Raw genomic sequence first — 25116 nt, forward strand, 5'->3', positions numbered from 1 at the left:
TGCGGAAAGTTGTGTAACAGTTCGCGTCGCCAAAGCGCCCAGCTCTGCGTTGAGAAAGCTTGAAATAACGCTGCTATTCCTGCGCTTTCTCGCCTTGATCTGAACGCTTTGGCTGTGCTCTTTTGTTACCGAACTTCCCGCACGGCCCACTAGTGGTTATCGGGTGGTGGCTGGTAATTCGCTGCCCGTTTCTACCTGTACTGATCACTCATAAAACCCCCGGTTGTAACCCCCCCTTTTTTTACAGCAATCCGAACTGTCCCAGAGGAACAAAGTTCCTTGAAGAACCCCAATGGCGAGTTATTCTTATCAATATTGGCGTCAACTTCTTCCGCCACGCAGCTGGTTGTAGAGAATGGCTTGGCGCCAAGTGGCTAGAGTAGGGCATATTGTTGCCAGCAGGCCGCCGGACAGAGGCCAGATATTGAATCCCTCCCGGTTCGGTGCAACACAGTAAGCCTTGCCTGGTATGTCTCCATTTACGCAACAGCCAGGGGTCCAGAGGTGGGTTTATGAAAAAGCTACTGATTCCACTGATCATATTGCTGCTGATAATCGGCTATTTCATGTCGCGCGGCGGCGACCGCGAGGCCAAGGATGCCTACGATTCACTTGACAAGCCCGATAGTGAAACCATCATTGAAGAATCCATAGAGGAAACCACGCCGCCCGACGATACGACAACACCTCCGGACGACACGACGCCGCCGGATGGTATGGGTACGCCGGACACCCAGATGCCAGAGGAATCCGACGAGACAGACACGACCCCTCCGGGATCTTCCGATAGCTCCGGTGTGATGGACAGGGCGGAGGATGCCGCCCGTGACGTAGGCGACACTGTCGGTGATGCAGCGAAAAAGACTGGCGAAGCCGTCGAGGACGCCGCTGAAAAAGCCGGTGAGGCGGTCGAGGATGCCGGAGATGCGGCCAAGAAGGCTGCGGAAGATGCCGCTGACAAGTTGCGCGGTGAGGACTCCGGCAGTGAGGATGAACCGCAGAACTGATTCCAAAAGTTTTCCAGCTAAAACAGAGGCCGCATTTACAGGGCGGCTTCTGCTTTATGTGCAACAATGATTGACCACAACTGGTACCTGGAGCACCGGGTACTCGAAGTAAGGCCCATCGGGCCCCTGACGGAAGATGATTTCCAGTCACTGGCGGCCCAGGTGGATCCGGTGATCAGAGAGTGCGGTCGTCTGTCGGGTCTGCTGATCAACGCACAGCATTTTGCTGGCTGGGATAACTTTGTCGCCCTGCTGGCCCACTTGCGATTTGTGCGCGACCACCAGAAACATATCCATAAAATTGCGGTGGTATCTGACCACAAGCTGCTGGGAATTATGCCGCGGCTGGTCGACCACTTTGTCAGTGCTGAAGTCCGCCCCTTCGCTTCCGCTGAATTCCAGCGCGCGCTGGATTGGCTCGGTGAACCGGGTTAGCATCGCGCAAATTCAACAGATTTCACGGAAATATTGTGAGTTACGCATTGGCGGTAGTGGCCGACGCGGCGGAGCGCCTGCCCGCTGCACAGGCGCTGGCAGATAAACTGCAGCTTCCCTGCCTGGGTTGCCTGGACCCGGTGGAAGTCAGTGAGTCGGCCTATGTCTTGCAGCGGGGTGAGCGGCTGCAGCTTTGCGCCACCGGGCGCAAGGCGCCGGGACCGGTATGCGTGGATTTTGTCGGCGGCGCACTGGCGCACCGGCGCAGGTACGGCGGCGGCAAGGGGCAGCAGGTTGCCAAGGCGGTGGGTCTGCGCGGCGGCTTTTATCCCCGTGTAGTGGATGCGACCGCAGGACTGGGGCGGGATGCATTCGTGCTGGCATCCCTGGGTTGCGAAGTGCATATGCTCGAACGCAACCCGGTAGTGCGCGCGCTGCTGCGCGATGGACTCGAGCGATTGCAGCGGGCCAGCCTGGAAGACACGGAACTGGCCGCAATTGCCATGCGCCTGACGCTGGAAGAGCGGGAGGTTTCCGCGGGGGAGTGGCTGGCCGAACAGGCCGCGGAATCGGTGCCGGTGGTTTACCTGGATCCGATGTTTCCCGAGCGCGGCAAGAGTGCCAGGGTCAAGAAAGAGATGGCCGCTTTTCATCAACTGGTGGGTGGCGACGAGGACGCGGATGCACTGCTGGAGCCGGCCTTCGCCGCCTGCTACTACCGCACTGTGGTCAAGCGACCGCGCTTGGCACCCTTCCTGGCCGACAAAAAGCCGACGCTGTCACTGGAGGGAAAATCCGGTCGCTTCGATATCTATACCAAGCACGGCGTGCCCGGGTGATTTAAGCGGTGAGTGGTTTGTGATCAGTGATGGGATGCCGACCACACCGGCCACGATCAGCAATTGACCGCGTTCACCGCCAGCCCACCCAGTGACGTTTCCTTGTATTTGCTCTGCATATCGATACCCGTCTGGCGCATCGTCTCGATAACGCTGTCCAGTGGCACTATGTGAGCGCCGTCGCCGCGCAGGGCCAGCCGCGCGGCGTTGATCGCCTTGACGGCACCCATGGTATTGCGCTCGATGCAGGGCACCTGCACCAGGCCGCCAATCGGATCGCAGGTCAGGCCCAGATTGTGCTCCATGCCGATTTCCGCGGCGTTTTCGATCTGCTGGTTGCTGCCGCCCTGGACGGCGGCGAGACCTGCGGAGGCCATGGAGCAGGCCACGCCTATCTCCCCCTGGCAGCCCACTTCGGCGGCAGAGATGGAGGCGTTCTTCTTGAATAGCATGCCGATGGCGCCGGCGGTGAGCAGGAATTTCACTACCTGGTCCTTCAGGTCGCCGTGTTCTTTCGGGTCGTGCACGAACTGCACATAGTAGGCGATGACCGCCGGAATCACGCCGGCGGCGCCGTTGGTGGGCGCGGTGACGATACGTCCGCGGGCCGCATTCTCTTCGTTCACGGCCAGCGCGAAAAGGCTGACCCAGTCGAGAATTGCCAGGCCGTGGTTGCGCTCCTCTTCGGATTGCTTGCTCAGCTCGCGATAGAGTTCCGCCGCGCGCCTGCGCACTTTCAGGCCGCCGGGCAGCAGGCCCTGTTGGCGGCAACCGCGCTGGATGGAGGCGTCCATCACCTCCCAGATCTGCCACAGCTGATCCTTCACTTCCTGTTCGCTGCGGAAGGCTTTCTCGTTCACCATTGCCAGCTCGGCAATGCTCCAGTCGTGCTCGTCGCAGAGCTTCATCAATTGCGCGGCGGAGCCGAAATCGTAGGGCAGCAGGGTGGCTATCTGGTCCCGGTGGGCAAAGTCCTCTTCCGACAGCACGAAGCCGCCGCCGATGGAGAAGTAACTGCGCGCGAAAAGCAGCTCATCGCCGCTGTAGGCCTGGCAGGTCATGCCGTTGGCATGTTGGGGCAGGAATTCGTCGTTGTGGAATACCAGGTCGCGGTCGATAGCGAATTCGATATTGTGGTCACCACTCAGCAGCAGCCTCTGTTCCCGCTCTATGGCTGCCAACTTGCCGTCGATGGTGTCCACATCGATGGTGTCCGGCGCCTCGCCGAGCAGGCCCATCAGCACGGCCATATCGGTGCCGTGGCCTACGCCGGTCAGGGCCAGGGAGCCGTACAGGTGTACCTGTACCCGGTCGGTCTTCTGCAACTGGTCGCGACCGGCCAGGTCCTCTACGAATTGGCGCGCCGCGACCATGGGCCCCACCGTGTGGGAGCTGGACGGGCCTACGCCTATCTTGAAGAGTTCGAATACGCTAATGCTCATAGAAACACTATAACCCCAGTCTCGCTGTGGGAGCGGCCAAGGGCCGCTCCCACAATGAATAGTTGCACCAATTGGGGGCAGACTTTGCCGATCCAGGGGTGACATTCAAGATGGTCGGCACCATTCCACACAAAATTCTGCCCGGGCCGGCTCTGTCGGGATTTATGTTTTTATAGAGGGCGGTTGTAATAGAAGCTACGGCGTATTCGCGACCAGAACGGCCCTTTTGGGCGCTGGGTGACCTTCGGCGGTTTTGTCCGGTGACTCTGGGTCCAGAAAATCCGCCAGGGACTCGAAGCGCATCCAGTCGGTGCGGCGCTGCTCACCGAAGTTGGTGGTGTCCAGGTCCACTGTGCGCGGATTGTCGAAGCCGCACTTGCGCAACCAGCTCTCGAGGGTGGCGCAGCTGGGAATAAACCAGACGTTGCGCATCTTGGCATAGCGCCCCTCGGGTACCAGGCAGTCGCCCAGCGCACCGTCGATCACCAGGGTTTCCAGTATCAGCTGGCCACCGGGCCGCAGCGTCTCGCGCAGCTCGCGCAGGTGGTCCATCGGCGAGCGGCGGTGGTAGAGCACGCCCATGGAGAAGGTGGTGTCGAACGCCTGCAGCCCGGGCGGCAGTGCCTCGATACCCAGTGGCAGCAGGTCCACCGGTTTCTCTTCGCCGAGGTATTTTTTCAACGCATAAAACTGGGCCACAAACTTGGCCGAGGGATCTATGCCGATAACGCGGCGCGCACCGGCGCCGAGGGATCGCCAGCAGTGGTAGCCATTGCCGCAGCCCACATCCAGCACCAGTCGATTCTGCAGCGGTTCCAGGTGCGGCAGCACCCGCTCCCATTTCCAGTCCGAACGCCACTCGGTGTCGATAAACAGATCGAAGACATCCCAGGGCCCCTTGCGCCAGGGGTGCAACTTGCGCAGTTGCTTTTCCAGCTCCGCCAGCTGGTCCTGGGAGGCGTCGGAAGCGCTGCCGACACGCACTTTGTCCTCCAGCTGGATGCTGGATGGCGCTATATCCGGCAGTGCGTCCAGCGCGGCGCGCCAGTCCGGCAGGTCACCCCAGCGGTGCGGGCTCAGGCCCTCGGCAACCTGGTCCGGCAGTTGTGCCAGCCAGGGGCGCAGGGCGGGGATGTGCTGCAGGGCGGCGTAGAGTTGGGTGTAGTCGATCACGGGTTGAGCTGTTTCTCGGGCCTGCCTTTGATCGCAATCAGTGAGGCAAAATTAAAACACTGGAACCAGACATCGACGCTGCCGAAGCCCACCGCCTTCAGTCGCTCGCGGTGGGTATCCAGGGTCTCGGGAATCAGCACATTTTCCAGCGCACTGCGTTTCTGCGCGATTTCCAATTCGCTGTAGCCGTTGGCGCGTTTGAAGGAGTGGTGCAGGTCAATCATCAGCTCGCGGTGGTCCGGATCGGTGAAGTCGACTTTTTCCGAGATGATCAGAATGCCGCCCGGGCGCAGGCCGTCGAAAATTTTCTGGGCGATATCCAGTCGCTGCTCGACGGGAACAAACTGCAGGGTGAAATTCAGTACCACCACCGATGCGTTTTCGATGGCCACATTCTGCAGGTCGTCGCAGATCAATTGCACCGGAATCTGGCTGCTGTCCGCGGCCAGTATCATGCGCGCCTGATCGATCATCGCCTCGGAATTGTCCACGGCGATGATTTCGCAGTCCGCCGCAGGAATGCGGTGGCGCATTGACAGGGTGGCGGCGCACAGGGAGCTGCCCAGGTCGTAGCAGCGGCTGCCGGCCTGGGCATAGCGCTCCGCCAGGGTGCCGATCATCACCACTATGGTGGTGTAGCCGGGCACCGAACGCTGGATCATGTCCGGGAAGACTTCGACCACTGACTGGTCGAACCGGAAGCCGGCTACGTCGCCCAGCGGGTTTGCGTAGATATTGTCTTGTTTGCTCATGACGCGGAGTGCGGAATGCGAAATGCGGAATATCAGTAAGTCTGTTCCGCATTCCGCATTCCGCATTTTACCCCTCTCCTACAGTTTCTCTTCCTGCAGATCCAGCTCCAGCCCCGCCTCGCGTCCCTGGGCGCCGGTCACCACCGCGGTACTGGCCTTCTTCGGCTTGAGGTAAGTGGCGGCAACGCGTTTCAGGTCCTCCAGGCGCACCTGGGTTACCTGGCGGCGGAACTCCTGGCGCACCGCGTGGGTGCGGCCGTAGAGGGCGGAGTGGAAGGCTTTCTTGGCTTCGCCGGCGGGGGAGCCGGGTTTGTCCAGTCCGCCGACGACGCCGAGTATGGCTTCCTCGACCTGCTCGTCTCTGTGTTTCTCATGCGCCAGCCAGTCCAGGGACGCGTCGAAATCCTGGAGCGTCTCGGCCATGCGTGGGTCGCGGTAGGAGTAGAAACGGAAGACACCGATATTGCTGTCGTGGCTGGCGCCGCCGCCATAGGCGCCACCCTGCTCGCGGATACTGCGGTGCAGGAAGCCGTTGCGCAGGAATCCGCCAAGCACCGCCAGCGGCGCGGCGTCCGCATGGGTCATGGGTACTGTGGCATAGGCTTTGGCGCAGAAGTTGACCTGGCTGTTGGCGATCCACAGCTGCTGGATATGCTGACTCTCGAAAGGTGCATAGGGGTCGGCAGCCGGCAGGGTGGAATCTGCGGCCAGCGGCGCCAGCGCTCCACTGAATTCCGCCAGCTTGTCTTCTTCGCCCACCAGCAGGAACTGTCGCTCGGCGGCGAGAATCTTCTGGTGAATTTTCTGGAATTGCGCGGCGAGTTTTTCCAGGCCTTCGTCGCCGCCGTGATCGCGCGCCTTGTCATCAAAAGCGTGTACCAGGGCCTTCAGGTGGCGCAGGCCCAGGAGGCCGCCGGTGGCATGGCTCTCGAAGGCGGCGCGGTTATATCCGGCGCTGGCGGCGGCCATCGCCAGTGCATGGCCGTTGCCGACTACCCCCTGTTCGCGCCGTGCCAGCGTCTGCAGCAGCAGTTCCTTGATGCGCGGCAGCTCGTCGAAGCGCACGGTTTCCATGGTTGCCTGCATCAGTTCGGTCAGGGCGGCCTGGTTGGCGGACAGGGCCTTGCCGGACAGCACGAAGTGGCCGGAGAGCTGCTGCAAGTTGTCAGTGGCGGTGCGGCTGCTGGTAAAGCCGTGCAAGGCTCCGGCCACGCGGGTCTGCCACTGCTGTACCTCGAGATAGTCCTTGTCGCCGAGGCCGACCTCGCTCAGTACCTGGCAGTAGTAGGGCAACAGCTGTTTCTCATCCTCGCTGAATTCCGGCAGGGCGCACACCATCTGCTGGTAGACGAGGCCATTGGTGCCGGCGCCGTAGCGGGTCAGTTTCTGGCTACCGAGGTCGACTTCCTCGCCCTCTACTTTGGGCAGCTCCGGCGGTATATCCTCGACGCCCACCTTGGGCAGTATCGATGCGTCGTCCTCGCGCAGCTGGCGCTCGGCCAGTGCGTGGGCCGTCTGCACTATCTGCTGCTTCTCGCCTTCGCTGAGCTTTGCCTTGATCTCGGCCAACTGCGCCTTTTCCTCGGCCTCGCGGCGCTCTGCGAGCATGTCATCCGGGGACAGCACCAGTCGCACTCGGTGCTGGTTATCCAGCAGCAGCTTGCGCACCTGGTCGGGGATAAATTGCGGGTCCTTGATCTGTTCGCGCAGTTTTTCCAAGATCGGATCTATATTCAGCAGGCCGACGGCGTCGCCGCGGTGGGTGGCGCCAGTCAGTGCGGTCAGGATCAGCTGCAGGCCGTAGGGGAAGCCGTCGCCGCCGATCTCGCGCTGCTGCAGTTCCAACTGGTGCAGGCTGGCGGCCACCTGCTCATAGGGCACTCCTTTGTCGGCGACCTCTTGCAGGACCGCGAGTACCTGCTTTTCCAGTTCGTCGGCGCGGTCCCGCTCGCTGCCTTCGATGCCGCACACAAACACCAGTTCGCGCTGGGAGTCGTCCAGGCCCACCAGCGGCGAGGGCGAAGTGCCCAAATCGGTGGTTTCCAGCAGTTTCATCAGCGGCGAGGCGCTGTTATCCAGCAGTACGCCGGCCAGCAGGTGGGCAGTAAGCGCCTCCTCCAGGTCGGTGACATCACCGAGCAGCCAGCCGAGCACGATATGGGTCTTTTCCGCCAGGTTCTCTTCGCCGCTGAGCGGATAGTGCTCCTCGACGGAAAGCGGTGCCTGGTAGCGATCTTCGCGGCCCACAGAGATGGTCTTTTGCAGAGGCTCGAACTTGTGCAGCGCCTTTTCCTCGAACACCGCCTGGTGTTCTGCGGCGGAAATGTCGCCAAAGGTCATAAAGATGGCGTTGCTCGGGTGATAGTGGCTGCGGTAGAAATCTTTCAGCTGCTCGTAACTGAGTTTGGGAATATCTGCAGGCTCGCCGCCGGAGTTGTAGTGATAGGTGGTGGTCGGGAACAGGTACTTGCTCAGCGACTGCCACAGCTGCGAGCTGACCGAGCTCATGGCGCCCTTCATCTCGTTGAAGACCACACCCTTGTACACCAGCTCGCTGTCCGGGTTGTCGGTTTCGGCGAATTCGAGCCTGTGGCCCTCCTGGGCGAAGTCCAGCGGATCCAGGCGCGCAAAGAAGACGGCGTCGAGGTAGACGTCGAGCAGGTTGTCGAAGTCCTTGCGGTTCTGGCTGGCGAAGGGGTAGGCGGTCCAGTCGGAGCTGGTAAAGGCATTCATAAAGGTGTTCAGGGAACGCCTTATCATCATGAAGAAGGGATCCCGCACCGGGTACTTGTCGCTGCCGCAGAGTGCCGTGTGTTCGAGGATATGGGCCACGCCGGTGGAGTCCTGGGGCACTGTGCGCAGCGCCACCAGGAAGACGTTCTCCGGGTTGTCGGCGGCGATATGCAGGTGCTGGGCACCGGTAGCCGCATGACGGTACTCTTCGACGCGCACGCCGAGAGATTCAATTTCTGCACTGGTAACCAGTTCGAAAGCGGGATGTGAGTTGCTCAAAAGACAGCTCCCTGGGTTTATTCAATTTCTGTCCGGCGAGCTGCGCCGGCAATTGGACGCTATTCTACCGCCTGCCCACACCGGAAAAACAGCGCCGCGGCGGAAAAATGCCTGTTGACAAGGGTGTCAGCAGCGCAAAAACTGCGGGAGTTCCCGGCCTGTGAATAGGTGGAAGGCGAGGGCTGTTCTCCCCTTCGACCAGAAAGTAAATGTAGACGAACACGGAGTGAGAAGTTGACCCTGTTGGATATCGCCAGCGTCACTGGCTTTTTTATCACCTGGGCGGGGTACACCGTCTTTGCGCGCAAGAAGGCCAAGGTTACCTGGTCCCTGTCTTCGTCGTTGCAGTGGTACAGGGTCGAGTGGATGCTGCGTATGCTCGAGCGGGATATGCGTATGCCCGACGCGGCGATCATCGGTAACCTGGAGCGGGTGATCGGCTTTTTTGCCTCTACCAGCATCCTGATCCTGGCGGGCCTGGTCACCGCGCTGACTGCCCACAAGACGGCGATAGACGTGTTGAGCAGCCTGCCGTTGGCGGCGCAGACTACAGTCGAGCAGTTTGAAGTGAAAGTGCTGCTGTTACTGCTGATTTTTATCTTTGCGTTTTTCAATTTTACCTGGTCACTGCGTCAGTATTCCTTTGCCAATGTACTGATGGGGGCCGCGCCGCCACCGGAGGACAGCACATACTCCGAGGAGGAGCGCCGCCGCTTCGCCATCAGCACGGCCAAGGTCATCGACCAGGCCGGCCACAGCTACAACTACGGGCTGCGTTCCTATTACTTTGCGATGGCGGTAATGGGCTGGTTTATCCACCCACTGCTGTTTATCGCCGGCTACCTGATGGTGGTCTGGGTACTCTACCTGCGCGAGTTCCGCTCGCGCACACTGCAGTCCATCCTTGCTGCGGAGGGGCGCACCATGGAGCAGCGCCGGGAGAAATAAGATGGACAGCAAAGAGATACTGGCCGCCTTCGACGAGATTGCCGGGCGGCGCGGCTGGCAACCGCTGCATACGCCGAAGAACCTGGCCATGGCTTTGTCGGTGGAGGTAGCGGAGATGTGTCGTCACCTACAGTGGCGCAGCGATAGGGAGATCGAACAGCTGATGCAGTCCGCTACGGCGGGGCAGGTGGCGGCCGAGCTGGCGGATATCCAGATGTATCTGCTCAAGCTGGCTGCCGTCCTCGGTGTGGACATGGATGCGGCCCTGCGGGACAAAATGGTGGAAAACCGCCGCCGTTGTGCCGCTTCAGAGACGGGTAAGTAGCCCGAATGACCTCAGATCGCAATTTCGATGACCTGGCGCACCGCTTCCGCAATCGCATTTACGGTGGCCTGAAAGGGGATATCCGTCTGGCAGTGTTGGGTCGTGACCTGGCGCCCCTGCTGGCGGAAAGGGCGGGTTGCCTCAAGGTTGTCGACGCCGGCGGTGGCCAGGGGCAGTTTGCGCTGGATCTGGCGCAGGCCGGTCACCGGGTCTTCCTGGCCGATATCTCAGCGCAGATGCTGGAGCAGGCCGCGTTGCGGGTGGAAGAGCGTCAGTTGCAGGGGCGGGTGACGCTGTTGCACCGGCCGCTGCAGGCGCTGGCGGAACTGCCAGAATTGCAGGGGGCAGACCTGGTGATCTGCCACGCGGTACTGGAGTGGCTGGTGCAGCCCAAGCAGGCGATAGAGCAGTTGCGCGGTCTGCTCAAGCGCGGCGGCTACCTGTCACTGACCTTTTACAATCGCCGCGCGCTGGAGTTCCGCCTGCTGCAGCGCGGCAGCTTTCGCCAACTGGATCGCAATATCGAATCCGATCACTGGGGCGGTCATCCCGGCAGTCTGACACCGCAGAATCCGCTGTTGCTGGAGTGGGTGCAGGACTGGCTCGCGCAGGCGGGGCTCTCTGTCGTCGCCCACAGTGGCATCCGCTGTTTTCACGACTTTATGACGCCCGCCATTCGCGACAAGCTGCCAGCGACGGCGATAGTGGAAAAGGAACTGGAATACTCCCGCGTGGATCCCTACCGGCAGCTGGCGCGCTATATCCACCTGCTGTGCCGCATGTAGGGTGGGCAAGGGAGCCCAGCGATGTGCCCATCGATCGGCGCGGCTGACACTTTGCCCGCCCTACAATTAGATATCGCGCAGCAGCAGCTCCTTGGCTGCATTGATTCGCGAGGCCAGGTAATCGTTGCCGCCCCGGTCCGGGTGCAGTTTCTGGATCAGTTTGCGGTGGGCGCCGATGATCTCCTCGCGGCCGGCATCCGCGCTGACACCGAGAATCCGGCGCGCCTCGACGGGTGTCAGGGGAGGAGTCTTGTCGGCGTCGCCGGGCTGCTCATCCCGCTTCTTCTGTTCCTCTCTGGCCTGGGCGTGCCTGGCGATCAGCGGCGCCAGCCAGGGCAGGTGCCGGCTGAGCCAGCCCAGGGTGCGGCCGAGAACCGGGAGCACCAGCGCTATGGCAGCGGCCACCCAGTGCAGCCGGCCGCTGATGGCCAGCAGTACGGCCACCAGGGCCAGGCCGATCAGCAGCCACTGCAGCAGTAGTTTGCGCCTGTCCTGCGGCGCACTGGACTGGAATTTTTGCCATGCCAGCCAGGCAAAGATACCGACGGCAATCAGCAGGATAATGCGGCCCAAGGGGAACCCTCTCTGTCATACTCCGGACCGCTAGCTTATCAGATGTCGACCCTTATGCCCGCGGCAATAAAGTCGCCCGGCGACTGGGCCACATCGTTGCTGTCGTCTTTGCCGCCCTCCAGGTATATTCGCACCCGTTCGTTCCACTGAAAATTGAAGCCCCCGAAGTAATAGCCCAGGCGATACTTGTCCCCGGTCACCAGCGCCTCTTCAAATATTTCATCGTCGTGTGATTTGAGCAGGTTGTGGCCGCCGTAAACGGAATAGCAGTTAAAGGCGCCCCAGGTCCAGCTGACAAAACTCTCGGAACCTATGGCGTTGAAGAAATTGGTGGCGCCCATCGTCGTACTGGGTGGCGCGAGTTCGTTATTGTGTGATCGGTGCCAGTTGAAGGCGGCGTAGAGTCCTTTCTGGAAGGCGCCCGTGCCGTAGGCGACGCCGCCGATAAAGGCGAAGTCGTTGCTACTGGCATTGATCACTTCGTCATCGCGGATCAGTATCGGGAAGTTGGGGTCGGATATGTCGAACAGCAATCCTTTATCGGTGAAAAGATCCAGGTTGACCCGGTTGTAGGCCGTGCCGAGAAACAGCCCGTCCCCGACGTCCAGTTTGTAGGTCAGCGACGCACCGCGAGCCAGGCCATACTCACAGTCCTCCGGCGGGCAAACCAGCAGGGTGTCGGGTCCCCTGGCGCCCTCGGCCTGGATGTCCAGATCCGCAGCGTGCGCGGCATACTGCAGCCCTATCTGGAACTCACCGCCGAGTCCCTTCCAGTCCTTGCGCCAGGTCAAAGCGGCGTCGGCGCGGCCTGTGCCGGTAATGCCGCCGTCACTGCCGAGGGCGAAGGCGCCGCTGGCCAGGCCGCCGGACACGTTGTACCAGTCGGTGATCCCGGCAACATCGTAATAGACGGCCCACTGCTTGCCGGCGGCAAAGTCGCCCCAGAACTCGTGTTTTGCGTAGGCGTGGCCCTGGCGAACATATAGCGGGTCTGCCTGCTCCCCGGGTTCTGCCTGCTGGTCACCGGATATGATGATTTCCCGGTTGGGCGAAACCAACAAGAGTCCCCACTCGATATTGAATCCAACATTCCAGTGCTTGTAGGCCGGTACATCGAGGTTGAAGCCGAGGCGCGAGGCGCCATCGATCATCTCGGTGCTTCCCATGATATTGATCTGGTGGGCGGTGAAATAGCCCTGAATGTATAGGGCGACTTCCTTGGATTCATATACCGGCAGGGCCTGGGCGCCTGTCGCAGCCAGTGCTGAGAGTCCTGCTAAAGTAATCGGAATAATCTTACGCATCGCGCTCATCACTTCTTCCCTGAGGTGCTGTTGCGGTTACTTTTTAAGCTGTCGAGTTAAAAGGTAGTCCAGTAAACCTCCACGTAGTTTCCCGACCCGGGGAGGGAGTCATTTTTGGCGGGCGCCGCTTTCTGGTGGCGGCCCAATATCTGCCTGTTTCCCAGTACAGCGAAATAGATTTGAATAGCGACTCAGGTGTCTGGTCGGAGGAGCAGGCTGAAATAAGGTATTTTTATCGGTAAACTTGCGCAGATTTCGACAGCTGGTCCGTCAAACTGGAGGTGATCCCGCATTATGACTTCCCCCCAACTCAGCCGTCGCCTGTTCGGCCTGACCGTTCGCCAGAATGCACACCCGGATATGCGCCGCCTGCGCCGGGAAACGGGCGATGCCAGCCTGCATGGCAATAAGTTCTGGAAGAGCTCCTGCCTGATGATGGATTATCTGAAACGCCATCCGCTGAAAAAGGGTGCCAGGGTGCTGGACCTGGGTTGCGGCTGGGGGCTCGGCGGTATCTTCTGTGCCGTGCAATTCGATGCGAAAGTGACCGGGCTGGATGCGGATCCCAGCGTCTTTCCCTTTCTGCACTATCACGCCGAACTGAACGGTGTCTCAGTGGATACCTGGCGTTGCTATTACGAGAGAGTCACCAAGGCCGATCTGGCCGGGTTTGACGCCCTGATTGGCACCGATATCTGTTTCTGGGATAAATTGGAAAACCCGCTGTACAATCTCACCCGCCGCGCGCTGCAGTCCGGCGTGAAGAGGGTGGTTTTGGCAGATCCGGGGCGCACTCCGTTTGTGCGCCTGGCGGTGCGCGCGCATGAGAAACTGGGCGCCGAGTTCCTGAACTGGCAGGTAACCCGGCCAATGAAAGCCAGCGGTTGCATTATGGATGCCGCCCCAATTGAGTTCGATAAATAGCCGGCAGCTGAGGAAGATTATGCAGTACGACAAATTCACCATCCCCGGTGCCGGTGAGGCGCTGCCCGGCCGCGACCAGCCCATGCCGATCAGCGGCGTGCATTCTGTGAACGGCCACACCATGGTGGAACCCTTTCCCGAGGGTTTGGAAAAGGCTGTATTCGGTATGGGCTGCTTCTGGGGCGCTGAGCGACTCTTCTGGGAGATAGACGGCGTCTATAGCACCGCGGTGGGCTACGCCGGCGGCAGCACACCCAATCCCAACTATCGGGAGGTCTGCAGCGGCGGTACCGGCCATGCGGAAGTGATATTGGTGGTTTTCGACCCGAAGAAAGTGACCTATGGGGAGCTGCTGCGTCGCTTCTGGGAAGAGCACGATCCGACCCAGGGCATGCGCCAGGGCAACGACCTGGGCACCCAGTATCGCTCCTGTATCTTTTGCTACGGCGAAGCTCAGCTGGAGGAGGCGCGGCAAACGGAGGCGCAATTCCAGGCTGCTTTAGAGGAGAAGGGGCTGGGGGGCATCACGACCGAGATGGGCCCGGCGCCGACTTTCTATTATGCGGAAGAGGATCACCAGCAGTACCTGGCCAAGAACCCGGATGGCTACTGCGGCCTGGCCGGTACAGGCGCCTGCCTGTTGCGCTGACATTTTACCGCTGGTTGGAGTGGCCACGGCCGGGATGGGTGACCGGGCTTTCAGCGAATCCCGTTGCGGCCATGGGGCGCTGCTGCAAAACCTTTCTCCGCTCTGTCCCGAGCGCTTCAGCCGGCAACATCCGCTTCCTGCGGATGAATAATATGCGCACACCAGTCGCTCCAGCTGCCCGGATAGAGCAGGGCGTCGGTGCGCCCGATCAGGTGCAGGGAAAACAGATTGACACAGGCAGTGACGCCGGAGCCGCAGTAGTTTACCAACCGGTCGTCCGCGGGAATGTCCTGCCAGTGAAACAGGAGTTCATCCCGCGACTTGAGCCTGCCGTCATCCCTTGTCACGCCCCGCCAGGGTTTGTTGATGGCGGTGGGGATATGGCCGGCGATGGGGTCCAGTGGCTCTTCGGTACCCGCAAAGCGCTGTCTATCGCGGGCGTCGATTAGCTGCCAGGGCGGGTTTTCCAGGTTGCTGTACACCTGCTGGTGATCGAGCAGTAGCGTCTCCCGGGGGGTGGCGATAAAGTCGCCCCTCGCCGGAGTGAGGCTGTCGCCATTTTCCAGCGGCAGCCCGGCCTGGACCCAGGCCCCGAGTCCGCCATTCAGCACGGCAATTCTGTCGTGGCCGAAATAGTGGAGCAGAAACCAGGCGCGGGCGGCGAAGGCCAGGCGCTGATCGTCGTAGACCACGACCAGTGAATCCCGATTGATACCGATTGTGCGCGCGAATTGCTGGAATTTTTCCGCGCTGGGGAGGGGGTGGCGGCCGCCGTAGCGACCAAGGGGGCCGGACAGGTCCCGGTGCAGGCTGGCATAGCGGGCGCCGGGAATATGCCCGTCCGCAAATGCCCTGGTGCCAGCCTCAGTATCGGCCAGGTCGTAGCGGCAATCCAGGATTACCACGTCGGCGCCCGGTGCCAGTTCCGAGACCTCAATTACTGCCTTTTCGCTCATGCTCGTCGTGTCGGTACAGTTATCGTTGTTATAGGAGCGAAATTAAGCGCAAGCGTGGGCTTTGTCCAGACAATTGGTCAGCTTTTCTCATAGCTGTTTCCGATGAGAACAAAGTGCCTGGTTTATGTGCGCGAATTGGTCATCTATACCGCACTCAGTGCTGCTGGCTGTACTGGCTGTCCTCCGGCATTTCGCCTCCGGCCGGGATTTCCCTCGCGATTTCTTCCTGGCGGCAGGCCTTGGCCGGCTCGCTCTGGTCTTCCTCCGGGTTGTCCAGGAAGCGTGCGGCGGCCTGCTCGGCGCAATTGCTGGCGGAGATGACGTCATGGGCCAGTTTCGGGAACAGCAGCCACTGGTGATTGGGTAGTTTGCGCCGGGCCCTGTCTGCTTCGTCGACGGCGAGTACCGGGTCGAGACCGCCGTGCAATACCATGACAGGTAGCGGCGTGGCTATCGCCCGGGATTCCAGCAGCGGTGCCGAGGGTATGGCCCAGATGCGGCACTGTACCTGCATCAGCTCGATGTCGGCGCGCACTGCACCGCCGAGTATGCCGCTGTCCGCGGCGCTGGCGCGGGCCTTGTCAAAGTCGACAAAAGGGGCTTCTTCGTAGCAGAAGTGGCTGACGCCGGCGGCGTCACCGAAATAGGGATCGAGCAGTATTTCCATAAAGCTGGCAATGGCTTTTTGGGTCGCCTGCTGATCCGGACTCTCGTCATTTTCCAGCGACTCGATCATTTTTGGAAAATCGTCCAGGAAGCTCTCGTCGTACAACGCCTGGAATACAACCCGCAGCAGTCTCTGTCCGGAAAGTACGAAGGGGTACTCCTGGTCGGAAAACCGATGCTTGACCGGTATGGTGCGCGGGTTTTCATCCAGGGTCTGCACCAGGTTTTCCAGTCGTCGGCGCAGATCCGGGTAGCGGCTGTTGCACAGCTTGTCTTCGATACAGTGTTTCAGGCCGCGCTGGTATGCGGCCAGGGAGTCCTTGGCCAGCTTCTGTGTGTAGATGATCTCGGGAAACACGGCGCTGTTGAGTATCAGTGCGCGCACCGATTGCGGGTAGTCCCGAGCCAGGGTCAGGGCGTAGCGCGACGCGTAGGAAACGCCGTACAGATTGAATTTTTCCACCCCCAGCAGCTCTCTCAGGGCTTCCACATCCCGTGCCACGGTTGCACTGTTGTAGCTGGCCAGGTCGGCGTCTTTGCTCAGGCGGCTGTAACAGCGCTCCATGCTGAAGGTGAATACGCGGGCTTCCTCGTCCGCGGAGAGATTGCGTTGGAAAGCGGTGTGGGCGTCCTCGATAAACTCGGAACAGGCCAGGCGCGGTTGTGCCATACCGGTGCCGCGGGGGTCCATCACGATCAGGTCGCGGCCGTCGTCCACGGTCATGGCGGCGTAGTTGATCCACAGCCACTCGCTGGCGTTTTCCGGCTCGAGGCCCAGGCTGGCGCCGGGTCCGCCGGCACCCAGGTGCAGCAGTGGCTGCTTGTTGCTATCCGGCTCGGCGGCGAGAAAGCGCACCACCGGGAACTGTATCTTGCGCCCGGTCGGCTTGGCGTAGTTTTCCGGCACTTCCATCATAAAGCACTGGGTCACCGGCCAGCTGTCGTCCGTCTCGAACCAGCAGGGTTTGGGGACCAGGCGGGTGGGACTTTCGGCATTCTCCCGCTGGGCCGCCTTGTCGCAGGCGGCGACCAGGGTGCAAAGCAGGAGTAGGGCGGCTTTCAGAAAGCGGGATTCACACACTGTGTTATACCTGTGAAACAGATCAGTTGTTGCCAAAGCGCGCTATGGGGGCGGACAGGTTCCAGCGCAGCGCCGCCAGGCGTATCGACAGGGTCACCAACACGGCGATTGCCACCACTATCTCCCCCGGCACCCTGCCGCTGGCATCGAGCAGTACCAGCACGGCGGCACCGCTCAGTGCGGCAGTGGCGTAGATCTCGCGGCGCAGCAGCAGGGGGATATCCCCAGCGAGGATATCGCGGATCAGCCCGCCGAAGGTGCCGGTCATCACCCCCATCACTATGGCGATGGCGGGGGAGTGGCCCAGTTCCAGCACCTTCTGTGTGCCAATCACCACGAATACCGCCAGGCCCATGGCGTCGGCGATCATCAGCAGGCGCATGGGCACCTGCAGGTAGCGGATCAGGTAGAAACTGATCACACCGGTGGTGGCGGCGATCCACAGGTAGTGGCTGTCCTGCAGCCAGAATACCGGAATATTCAGGATCATGTCCCGTGTGGTGCCGCCGCCGGTGGCGGTCACACAGGCCAGCACCACGGCCCCGAACAGGTCCATCTGCTTGTGGCCCGCCGCCAGCACGCCGGTAAAGGCGAAGACCACTATGCCGATCAGATCGAACCAGTAGAGCAGTTGTTCCATGACTTTTTAGCTGTACTTGGCAGCTTTGATGGGGTGAGGAGATAGGTTCATTTCTAGTGCGGGGCGGCCCTGCTTCCGGTGGCATTTTGCGGGACACGGGCTAGGCGCCCCCCTGTGAACACATCCCTGTAGGCTTGTCTGCGAGGTCCCTCTCACAGGCAGTCCCGCAAACAGCTCCCGCTAGCAGGGCCTTCGTATCGGACTTCGATGTTCTTTCAAAATTGTAGGGGCGAACCTCGTGTTCGCCCGGCGGGCCGCAGGCCCGGACTTAAAAGAACGCCTGCAACCCGGTCTGCGCGCGCCCCAGAATCAGCGCGTGCACATCGTGGGTGCCCTCGTAGGTATTCACCGCCTCCAGGTTCATCGCGTGGCGGATTACGTGAAACTCGTCGGCGATGCCGTTACCGCCGTGCATGTCGCGGGCCACGCGGGCAATGTCGAGCGCCTTGCCGCAGTTATTGCGCTTCATCAGCGAGATCATGGTCGGGTCGAAGTGCTTGTCTTCATCCATGATGCGGCCGACCCGCAGTGAGCCCTGCAAGCCGAGGGTGATTTCGGTCTGCATGTCGGCGAGTTTCTTCTGGAACAGCTGGGTCTGTGCCAGCGGCTTGTCGAACTGCTTGCGGTCCAGGCCGTACTGGCGCGCTGCGTGCCAGCAGAACTCCGCCGCGCCGATGGCGCCCCAGGAGATGCCGTAGCGGGCACGGTTCAGGCAGCCGAAGGGGCCGCGCAGGCCTTTGATGTCCGGGAACCTGTTTTCCTCCGGCACGAACACATTGTCCATCACTATCTCACCGGTGATGGAGGCGCGCAGGGAGAACTTGCCCTCGATCTTCGGTGCCGACAGGCCCTCCATACCCTTGTCGAGCACAAAGCCGCGGATATCGCCCTCGTCGTCCTTGGCCCAGACCACGAATACGTCGGCGATGGGGCTGTTGGTGATCCACATCTTGGAGCCGGTCAGGCGGTAGCCGCCTTCGACCTTCTTGGCGCGGGCTTTCATGCCGCCGGGATCGGAGCCGGCGTCGGGCTCGGTCAGGCCGAAACAGCCCACCCACTCACCGGTGGCCAGCTTGGGCAGGTACTTTTCTTTCTGCGCTTCGCTGCCGTAGGCGGAGATTGGGTACATCACCAGGCTGGACTGCACGCTCATGGCGGAGCGGTAGCCGGAGTCCACGCGCTCCACCTCGCGGGCCACCAGGCCATAGGAGACGTAGTTCAGGCCGGCGCAACCATAGCCTTCAATGGTGGAGCCCAGCAGGCCCAGCTCGCCCATCTCGCTCATGATGTCGCGATCGAAGATCTCATGGCGGTTGGCTTCCAGAACACGCGGCATCAGTTTGCTCTGGCAGTATTCGCGCGCGGTGTCGCGCACCATGCGCTCTTCGTCTGTCAGTTGGCGGTCCAGCAGCAATATGTCATCCCAGTGGGCGAGGGGCTGATGTTTACTCATGGTTTCTCTCGTCTACTTCCTTTATTGATTTGACCGGCGTGTCCGGCCGGTCTGACTTTGCGGGTATGCCGCTTGCGCGGCCCGGAATCCGGTCCGATGACCGTCCAGTTTAGTGTGGCGCATCATACCTAAGTAGGGGCGCGGGAGCACTCCCGGTGCGGGCAATTATCCCCCTATATTTACTGGTTAAGAGTAAACAACCGTAAATTGCCTTGCGGCCACAAACGCGAATTCCATAATGGGCGCAATAATTTTCTAACTTTCACTCAATTACAGACACTCTGGTGATATTTCCTTGCGTTTTTCCCGTGTCGTAGCAATTTGTTTGCCACTGCTCACCGCCTGCGCGACCCAGACACTGCCGCCGGATCTGGCCCAGGAGAGTCTGGGCCTTCCGGACGCATTTCGCGCCTCGGGAAGCGAAAGTGCCCAGATCCGCTGGTGGCGGAGTTTCGGCGATCCGCAGATGGACCAGCTGGTGCAGCTGGCCTTGAAGGATAGTCCCGATCTGCAGGCTACCCTGTGGCGCTTGCAGCAGGCGGATGCCGCGGCCAGGGGCGCGCGATCGGGTTTCTGGCCGCGCCTCACCGCCGGGCTGGAGAACACCGAGCAGCGCCGCTCGTCCGATGATGGCTTCGACTTCTCCGGTGGCGAGAACGAGGGCAACAGCTGGAGCGGGCAGCTGGCGGCCAGTTATGAGATAGATCTCTGGGGCCGGGTGCGTGCCGGTGCCCGCGCTGCAGAGGCGGGGCGCCTGGCGCAGGAACAGGACCTGCAGGCAGCCGCGCTCAGCCTGGCCGCCGAGGTCGCCATCGCCTGGTTGCAGCTGCGCGAGCAGTGGGGCCAGCGGGACCTGCTGTTGCAGCAGCTGGAGACCAATCGCAAAACTTTGCGGGTACTCGAACTGCGCTTTGGCGGCGGTGTCAGTGCCGCCGCCGATGTCCTGCAGCAGCGCCAGCTGGTACAGCAGTCGGAACAGGAGCTGCAGCAGGCGGAGGCGGATATAGAGACGTTCAAGGTGCAGCTGGCCGCGCTGCTGGGTATCAGTGAGCAGGCATTGGCGGGGCATCTGCAGGTCGATGCCGGGCTGCCGATGCTGCCGGCGCTGCCTGAGACCGGCGTGCCGGCCCAGTTGCTGCTGCGGCGCCCGGACGTGCAACGGGCGCAGCGCGAGCTGCTGCAGGGCTACTACCTGGCGGACCAGGCCTGGGCGGATCGGCTGCCGGTGCTGAGCCTGGGCGCCATCGCCAGCGGCGGCGGTTCCTCCATCAGTGATATCACCAGGGACTGGCTGCTGACCATCACCGCCGCTGCTGAGGGCGTCATCTTCGATGGCGGCCAGCTGGCCTCGGCACAGGACCAGGCGGACGCGGTGCTGCAGGAGCGCTGGGCTCTCTATCGCGGCACCGTCATTCAGGCGCTGTCCGAAGTAGAGCAGGCACTGATCCGCGAGCGCGCCGTACTGGAGCGCCTGGGTCACCTGCACGAGCGCGAGCGGCTATCCGACCTGATTGTCGTGCGCCAGAGGCGCGCCTACGTCCGCGGCGCGGTGGATTTTCTCAATGTGCTGACGGCTACCAATGAACAACAGAGCCTGGCGCGACAGATACTGAGCGCGCAGCGCGAACTGATCGAGAACCGGGTGGGCCTCTACCGCGCACTGTCCGGGGGGCTTCCACAGGAAGACCTGCCCGGAGTGGCGCCGGTTGAACTGGAGTTGTACCGGGAGGGGAACACTTGATGTTGAAGAAGCTCAACTGGAATTTTGTGATTCCGATAGCGCTGATCCTGCTGGCGCTGCTGATATCCAGCTGGCTGATGCGGGAGAAGCCCACCCTGAGCCGCGGTGAGCGCCGGGCGCCGGCGCCGACGGTCGATGTGGTGGTGGCCGAGCGTGGCCAGTTTCCGCTCAGGGTCCGGGCTCTGGGCCGGGTCACCGCCCGCGAAACAGTGGATCTTCAGCCGCAGGTGGAGGGGCGAGTCGAGTGGATCGATTACGACCTGGGCCCCGGATCGACACTGCAAAGCGACCAGTTGCTGCTGCGCATTGAAGCAGAGCCCTACCAGCTGGCGCTGCAGACGGCGCGCAGCACCCTGGCGGAGCGGCGCGCGGAACTGCAGCAGGAGCGGGGCCAGCGCCTGGTGGCCGAGGAGGAGTACGAGCTGCTCGGCACATCGCTGCCCCAGGCGGACCGCGCGCTGGTGCTGCGGGAACCGCAATTGGCAGCGGCCGAGGCGAGGGTGGATGCGGCCGAAGCGCAGGTCGGCCTGGCGCAGAGAGACCTGCGCCTGACACAGATTCGCTCGCCAATAACAGCCTTGCTGGTCAGCCGCAACGTCGATATCGGCGATCGCGTTGCGCCGGGCAGTGTGCTCTACACCCTGGCCGGCGCCGAGCGCTTCCAGATCGAGGTGGAAGTGCCGGCCTCGCAGTTGGAGCGGCTGAACAGCCCGAATGCGGAAGTGCGCATCCGTGGCAGCCAGTGGCCCGAGGGGAAGTACCGCCGCGGCGAATTTGTACGCGTGATTCCGGTACTTGAGGAGCAGGGTCGGCTGGCGCGGGTACTGGTGGAATTGACGGACCCACTGGCGATTGAGGATGCCGGTCAGCCGCAGCTGCTATTGAACGACCTGGCGCGGGTGGAAATTACCGGCCGCGCAGCGCGAGAGCGGGTGCGGGTGCCGCTGACCGCGGTGCAGGACGGCGACCGTGTCTGGCAGGTGCGCGACAACCGTATAGTTGTCCGCCCGATAGAAATTGCCTACCTGAGTGGGGATTACGCAGTGCTGGAAAGCGGCCTGAGCGGGGGGGAGAGGCTGGTGACCACGCGACTGACCACAGTGACCGACGGTATGCCGGTGCAGGTTGCCGATGAGGTGGAGGTTCAGCCGCAGCGGGGGCCGCGGAAAAAAGGGGGCGAAAATAGGTCGGGAGATGATGCGTCGCCACTGCCGTCGCAGGGAGAGCGGGGATGAGTCTCGGCAAATCACGGCGGCCGGCAGTGGATACCCGTCGCGGCGCCATCGCCTGGATGGCCCACAACCATGTGACGGCCAACCTGCTGATGCTGGTGTTTATCGTCGGCGGCCTGATTTTTTCGCTGACGGTTAAGAAGGAAGTCTTCCCCGAATTCAGCCTCGACATGATCTCCGTGCAGATCTCCTACCCCGGCGCCAGCCCGGCGGAAGTGGAGCGCGGCGTGCTGGTGGCGGCGGAGCAGGCGGTGCAGGGGATCGTCGGTATCAAGGAGATGCGCGGCGCCGCGTCCGAGGGCAGCGCCACCCTGACCCTGGAGCTGGACGAGGACGCCAATGCCAACCAGGTCTACCAGGATGTGCAGCAGGCCATAGACCGCGTCACCACCTTTCCCTCCGATATAGAGCGGCCCCAGGTCAGCCTGGCGGAGCGCCAGCGGGATGTGATGGATCTGGTGATTCATGGTGACCTGGACGATCGCACCCTGCGCGATATCGCCATGCAGATCTACGACAAGCTGGAGGCGCACCCGGACATCACCCAGCTGGAGACCTCCGGCATCCGCGATTTCGAAGTGGCTGTGGAGGTGCAGCGCGACGACCTGCGCCGTTACGGCCTGTCGCTGGCGGATGTCGCACAATTGGTGCGCAATGCCGCGGTGGATGTACCCGCGGGTGGTGTCAAGTCTGAAGCCGGTGAAATTCTGGTGCGGGTCACCGAGCGGCGCGATTGGGCGCGGGAGTTCGGCAATATCGTGGTGGTGCGGGGCAGCGGCGGAGGCAACGTCTATCTGCGCGATATCGCCAGCATCAGCGATGCCCTGGTGGATGAGACGCGCAATATGCTCTACAACGGCGAGCCGGCGGTGGGTATCGATATCTTCCGTATCGGTGACCAGACGCCGATGAGTGTCAGCGAGGCGGCGCGGGAAGTACTGGCGGAGCTCGAGGGTACGCTGCCGCCCGGGGTGCATATCAGTATCCGCGACGACGACTCGGAAATTTTCAAGGAGCGTTTGTCGCTGCTGCTGAAGAACGGTTTTATCGGCCTGCTGCTGGTATTTATCGTGCTGGGTGCCTTCCTGGAACTGCGGCTGGCCTTCTGGGTGACCCTGGGTATTCCCACCAGTTTTCTCGGCGCGCTGCTGTTCCTGCCGGCACTGGATATCTCGGTGAATATGGTCAGCATGTTCGCCTTTATTATCGCCCTGGGTATCGTGGTCGACGATGCAATTATCGCCGGGGAAAATATTCACGAGTGGCGCCGGCTCGGCTACAGCAACCTGGAGGCGGCCATCGCCGGCGCGCGCCAGGTGGCGGTACCGCTGACCTTTGCCATCCTGACCAATATCGTCGCCTTTATTCCATTGATGCACCTGCCCGGATTTATGGGCAAGATCTTCGGCATAATTCCCTTCGTGGTCGGCTCTGTGTTTGTGATCTCCTGGGTGGAGGCGCTGTTTATCCTGCCGTCGCACCTGGCGCACTCCCGGCGCGGCTACAAGAATGGCTGGGCGCGGCGCCTGGCCGCGCGGCAGAAAATGATCGCGCGCAGCCTGGACCGGTTTGTCGAGGTGCGTTTCAAGCCACTGCTGGATCTGTGCGTGCGCCACCGCTACACAACCATTGCCGTGGCCATCGCCACGCTGCTGGTGGTCGGCGGCTACGCGGCCAGCGGGCGCATGGGTTTTACCCTGATGCCGAAGGTCGAGCGGGACTCGGGGCGCGTGCAGGTGACCTTTCCGCCCGGCACCGCGGAATCTCAGCTGGAGAAGGCGCGTCGCCAGATAATGTCCGCGGCGGACCGGGTGCTGGCGGAGACGGACAAGGACAAAGTCTTTCTCGGCATGCGCGGACTGGTGCGCGATAGCGATGTGCAGGTGGATGTCTACCTGGTGCCGTCGGACCAGCGCAGTTTCACCACCGGGGAATTCGTGCGCAACTGGCGCCGCGAGGTGGGACCGGTGCCGGGGGCGCTGAGTTCCAGCTTCGCCGCCGATCGCGGCGGCCCCGGCGCCGGCGCAGCCCTGACGGTGGAGCTGCGCCACACGGATACTGAAACCCTCGAGGGGGCGGCGCAGCGGCTGGCACGGGAGCTGGAGGCATTTCCTTCCGTCAGCGATATCGATGCGGGTATTTCCCTCGGCAAACAGCAGCTGGACCTGACCCTGACCGAGACGGCCAAGAGTCTCGGTCTCTCGGCGGAGGATATAGGTCGGCAACTGCGCGCCTCCCTGTACGGCGCCGAAGCCATGCGCCAGCAGCGCGGGCGCGACCAGGTAAAAGTGATGGTGCGCCTGCCGGAGCAGGAGCGGGTGTCCCTGGATGATGTCTCCAGCATCATGATCCGTGCCGGCAACGGCCTGTGGTTGCCGCTGCCGGACCTGGTGGAGGTGGACAAGGGGCGCGCCTACGCGACCATCAATCGCCGCGAGGGGCGCCGGGTGATGACGGTCAGCGCCAATGTGGATCCGCCGGACCAGGCGGCGCTGGTGATCAACGAGCTGAATCGCAGTGTGGTGCCGCAGTTACAGGCGGAATTTGCCGGCCTCAGTGTCTCCTACGAGGGGCGCCAGGCGGAGGAGCGGGAGGGGCTGGCCTCGTTGGGGCTGACTTTCTCCCTGACGATGGCGGCCCTCTACCTGCTGCTGGCGATTCCCTTGAAGAGCTATATCCAGCCGCTGACGGTGATGGTGGCGATACCCTTCGGTGTTATCGGCGCGCTGCTCGGGCACCTGATCATGGGCTACGGCCTCAGTATGGTCAGCCTGCTGGGTATGGTGGCGCTGGCCGGCGTGGTGATCAACGATACCCTGGTGATGATCGAGTACGGCAACCGTCTGCGGGAACAGGGAACCGATATCACCGATGCGATCAAGCAGGCCGCCGCGCGCCGCTTCCGCCCGATCATCCTGACTACCGTGACCACCTTCTGCGGCCTGATGCCAATGATCTTCGAGACCTCGGTGCAGGCGCGCTTTATGATCCCGATGGCCATTTCCCTCGGCTACGGTATTCTCGCCGCGACCGCCATCTCACTGCTGCTGGTACCCTGCCTGTACCTGATGTTCGCCAGGGATATTCCGCACTTCTTCGGCATGCTGAAAAACAGCCGCAAGGTTGCCAAAGAGTAGGATGGGCAAAGGAGCGCAGCGACGTGCCCGTCATCGGGTTTG

The 25116-nt window shown here is 62.0% G+C and carries 21 protein-coding genes; 11 read left to right on the forward strand and 10 right to left on the reverse strand.

Annotated features, from left to right (window positions below; all coding sequences use genetic code 11):
• The first annotated feature begins 512 nt into the window (after positions 1–512).
• The 3 genes from IG627_RS13940 (at position 513) to IG627_RS13950 (ending at position 2281) form a co-directional block, all read left to right on the forward strand.
• The gene (locus tag IG627_RS13940) at positions 513–1007 is read left to right on the forward strand and encodes a hypothetical protein (RefSeq protein WP_193192988.1); all 495 of its coding nucleotides are present in this window, start codon (positions 513–515) and stop codon (positions 1005–1007) included.
• A 66-nt stretch (positions 1008–1073) separates the two neighbouring features.
• On the forward strand, positions 1074–1442 hold the full coding sequence (locus IG627_RS13945) for a SpoIIAA family protein (protein ID WP_193192989.1): 369 nt from the start codon (positions 1074–1076) through the stop codon (positions 1440–1442).
• A 35-nt stretch (positions 1443–1477) separates the two neighbouring features.
• A complete protein-coding gene (locus IG627_RS13950; protein WP_193192990.1) occupies positions 1478–2281 on the forward strand; it encodes a class I SAM-dependent methyltransferase in 804 nt (267 codons plus the stop codon).
• A 56-nt stretch (positions 2282–2337) separates the two neighbouring features.
• Here IG627_RS13950 and IG627_RS13955 read toward each other — a convergent pair whose 3' ends face one another.
• The 4 genes from IG627_RS13955 to IG627_RS13970 form a co-directional block, all read right to left on the reverse strand.
• Positions 2338–3723: an L-serine ammonia-lyase gene (locus IG627_RS13955; protein ID WP_193192991.1), complete on the reverse strand. Its 1386-nt coding sequence runs from the start codon at positions 3721–3723 to the stop codon at positions 2338–2340.
• A 195-nt stretch (positions 3724–3918) separates the two neighbouring features.
• Positions 3919–4896 carry a tRNA 5-methoxyuridine(34)/uridine 5-oxyacetic acid(34) synthase CmoB gene (gene cmoB, locus IG627_RS13960; RefSeq protein ID WP_193192992.1) on the reverse strand — a complete coding sequence of 326 codons (978 nt, stop codon included), beginning with the start codon at positions 4894–4896 and terminating at the stop codon, positions 3919–3921.
• Positions 4893–5648 carry a carboxy-S-adenosyl-L-methionine synthase CmoA gene (cmoA, locus tag IG627_RS13965; RefSeq protein ID WP_193192993.1) on the reverse strand — a complete coding sequence of 252 codons (756 nt, stop codon included), beginning with the start codon at positions 5646–5648 and terminating at the stop codon, positions 4893–4895. Before cmoA ends, cmoB begins: the two co-directional genes overlap by 4 nt.
• A gap of 78 nt (positions 5649–5726) precedes the next feature.
• Positions 5727–8660 carry an insulinase family protein gene (locus IG627_RS13970; protein WP_193192994.1) on the reverse strand — a complete coding sequence of 978 codons (2934 nt, stop codon included), beginning with the start codon at positions 8658–8660 and terminating at the stop codon, positions 5727–5729.
• 234 nt (positions 8661–8894) lie between these two features.
• On the opposite strand from IG627_RS13970, the gene IG627_RS13975 reads away from it, so the two are divergent.
• From IG627_RS13975 to IG627_RS13985, 3 genes are read left to right on the forward strand one after another with little or no spacing between them, the layout of a single operon-like run.
• Positions 8895–9608 (forward strand): DUF599 domain-containing protein, encoded by a 714-nt coding sequence (locus IG627_RS13975; protein WP_193192995.1) that lies wholly within the window; start codon positions 8895–8897, stop codon positions 9606–9608.
• 1 nt (position 9609) lies between these two features.
• Complete coding sequence (locus IG627_RS13980) at positions 9610–9933, forward strand: nucleotide pyrophosphohydrolase (protein WP_193192996.1); 324 nt, start codon at positions 9610–9612, stop codon at positions 9931–9933.
• Between the two features lie 5 nt (positions 9934–9938).
• Positions 9939–10718 (forward strand): methyltransferase domain-containing protein, encoded by a 780-nt coding sequence (locus IG627_RS13985; RefSeq protein WP_193192997.1) that lies wholly within the window; start codon positions 9939–9941, stop codon positions 10716–10718.
• Between the two features lie 66 nt (positions 10719–10784).
• Here IG627_RS13985 and IG627_RS13990 read toward each other — a convergent pair whose 3' ends face one another.
• A complete protein-coding gene (locus IG627_RS13990) occupies positions 10785–11291 on the reverse strand; it encodes a J domain-containing protein (RefSeq protein ID WP_193192998.1) in 507 nt (168 codons plus the stop codon).
• A gap of 38 nt (positions 11292–11329) precedes the next feature.
• On the reverse strand, positions 11330–12604 hold the full coding sequence (locus IG627_RS13995) for a porin (protein WP_193192999.1): 1275 nt from the start codon (positions 12602–12604) through the stop codon (positions 11330–11332).
• Between the two features lie 285 nt (positions 12605–12889).
• On the opposite strand from IG627_RS13995, the gene IG627_RS14000 reads away from it, so the two are divergent.
• Positions 12890–13519: a class I SAM-dependent methyltransferase gene (locus IG627_RS14000; protein ID WP_226865142.1), complete on the forward strand. Its 630-nt coding sequence runs from the start codon at positions 12890–12892 to the stop codon at positions 13517–13519.
• 19 nt (positions 13520–13538) lie between these two features.
• Positions 13539–14168 carry a peptide-methionine (S)-S-oxide reductase MsrA gene (msrA, locus tag IG627_RS14005; RefSeq protein WP_193193000.1) on the forward strand — a complete coding sequence of 210 codons (630 nt, stop codon included), beginning with the start codon at positions 13539–13541 and terminating at the stop codon, positions 14166–14168.
• A 116-nt stretch (positions 14169–14284) separates the two neighbouring features.
• Here msrA and IG627_RS14010 read toward each other — a convergent pair whose 3' ends face one another.
• From IG627_RS14010 to IG627_RS14025, 4 genes are all read right to left on the reverse strand, one after another.
• The gene (locus IG627_RS14010) at positions 14285–15124 is read right to left on the reverse strand and encodes a sulfurtransferase (RefSeq protein WP_193193001.1); all 840 of its coding nucleotides are present in this window, start codon (positions 15122–15124) and stop codon (positions 14285–14287) included.
• A 154-nt stretch (positions 15125–15278) separates the two neighbouring features.
• The gene (locus IG627_RS14015) at positions 15279–16871 is read right to left on the reverse strand and encodes an alpha/beta fold hydrolase (protein ID WP_193193002.1); all 1593 of its coding nucleotides are present in this window, start codon (positions 16869–16871) and stop codon (positions 15279–15281) included.
• Positions 16872–16893: 22 nt separating this feature from the next.
• Complete coding sequence (locus tag IG627_RS14020) at positions 16894–17511, reverse strand: trimeric intracellular cation channel family protein (protein ID WP_193193003.1); 618 nt, start codon at positions 17509–17511, stop codon at positions 16894–16896.
• 268 nt (positions 17512–17779) lie between these two features.
• On the reverse strand, positions 17780–18964 hold the full coding sequence (locus IG627_RS14025) for an acyl-CoA dehydrogenase (RefSeq protein WP_193193004.1): 1185 nt from the start codon (positions 18962–18964) through the stop codon (positions 17780–17782).
• 325 nt (positions 18965–19289) lie between these two features.
• Here IG627_RS14025 and IG627_RS14030 point away from each other — a divergent pair, with 325 nt between their 5' ends.
• The 3 genes from IG627_RS14030 to IG627_RS14040 are packed head-to-tail and all read left to right on the forward strand — an operon-like array spanning position 19290 to position 25074.
• Complete coding sequence (locus IG627_RS14030; protein WP_226865144.1) at positions 19290–20705, forward strand: efflux transporter outer membrane subunit; 1416 nt, start codon at positions 19290–19292, stop codon at positions 20703–20705.
• The gene (locus IG627_RS14035; RefSeq protein ID WP_193193006.1) at positions 20705–21940 is read left to right on the forward strand and encodes an efflux RND transporter periplasmic adaptor subunit; all 1236 of its coding nucleotides are present in this window, start codon (positions 20705–20707) and stop codon (positions 21938–21940) included. Before IG627_RS14030 ends, IG627_RS14035 begins: the two co-directional genes overlap by 1 nt.
• Positions 21937–25074 carry an efflux RND transporter permease subunit gene (locus IG627_RS14040; RefSeq protein WP_193193007.1) on the forward strand — a complete coding sequence of 1046 codons (3138 nt, stop codon included), beginning with the start codon at positions 21937–21939 and terminating at the stop codon, positions 25072–25074. Before IG627_RS14035 ends, IG627_RS14040 begins: the two co-directional genes overlap by 4 nt.
• The last annotated feature ends 42 nt before the right edge of the window (positions 25075–25116 follow it).

The organism is Microbulbifer taiwanensis (genome assembly GCF_014904815.1).
GTDB lineage: Bacteria > Pseudomonadota > Gammaproteobacteria > Pseudomonadales > Cellvibrionaceae > Microbulbifer > Microbulbifer taiwanensis.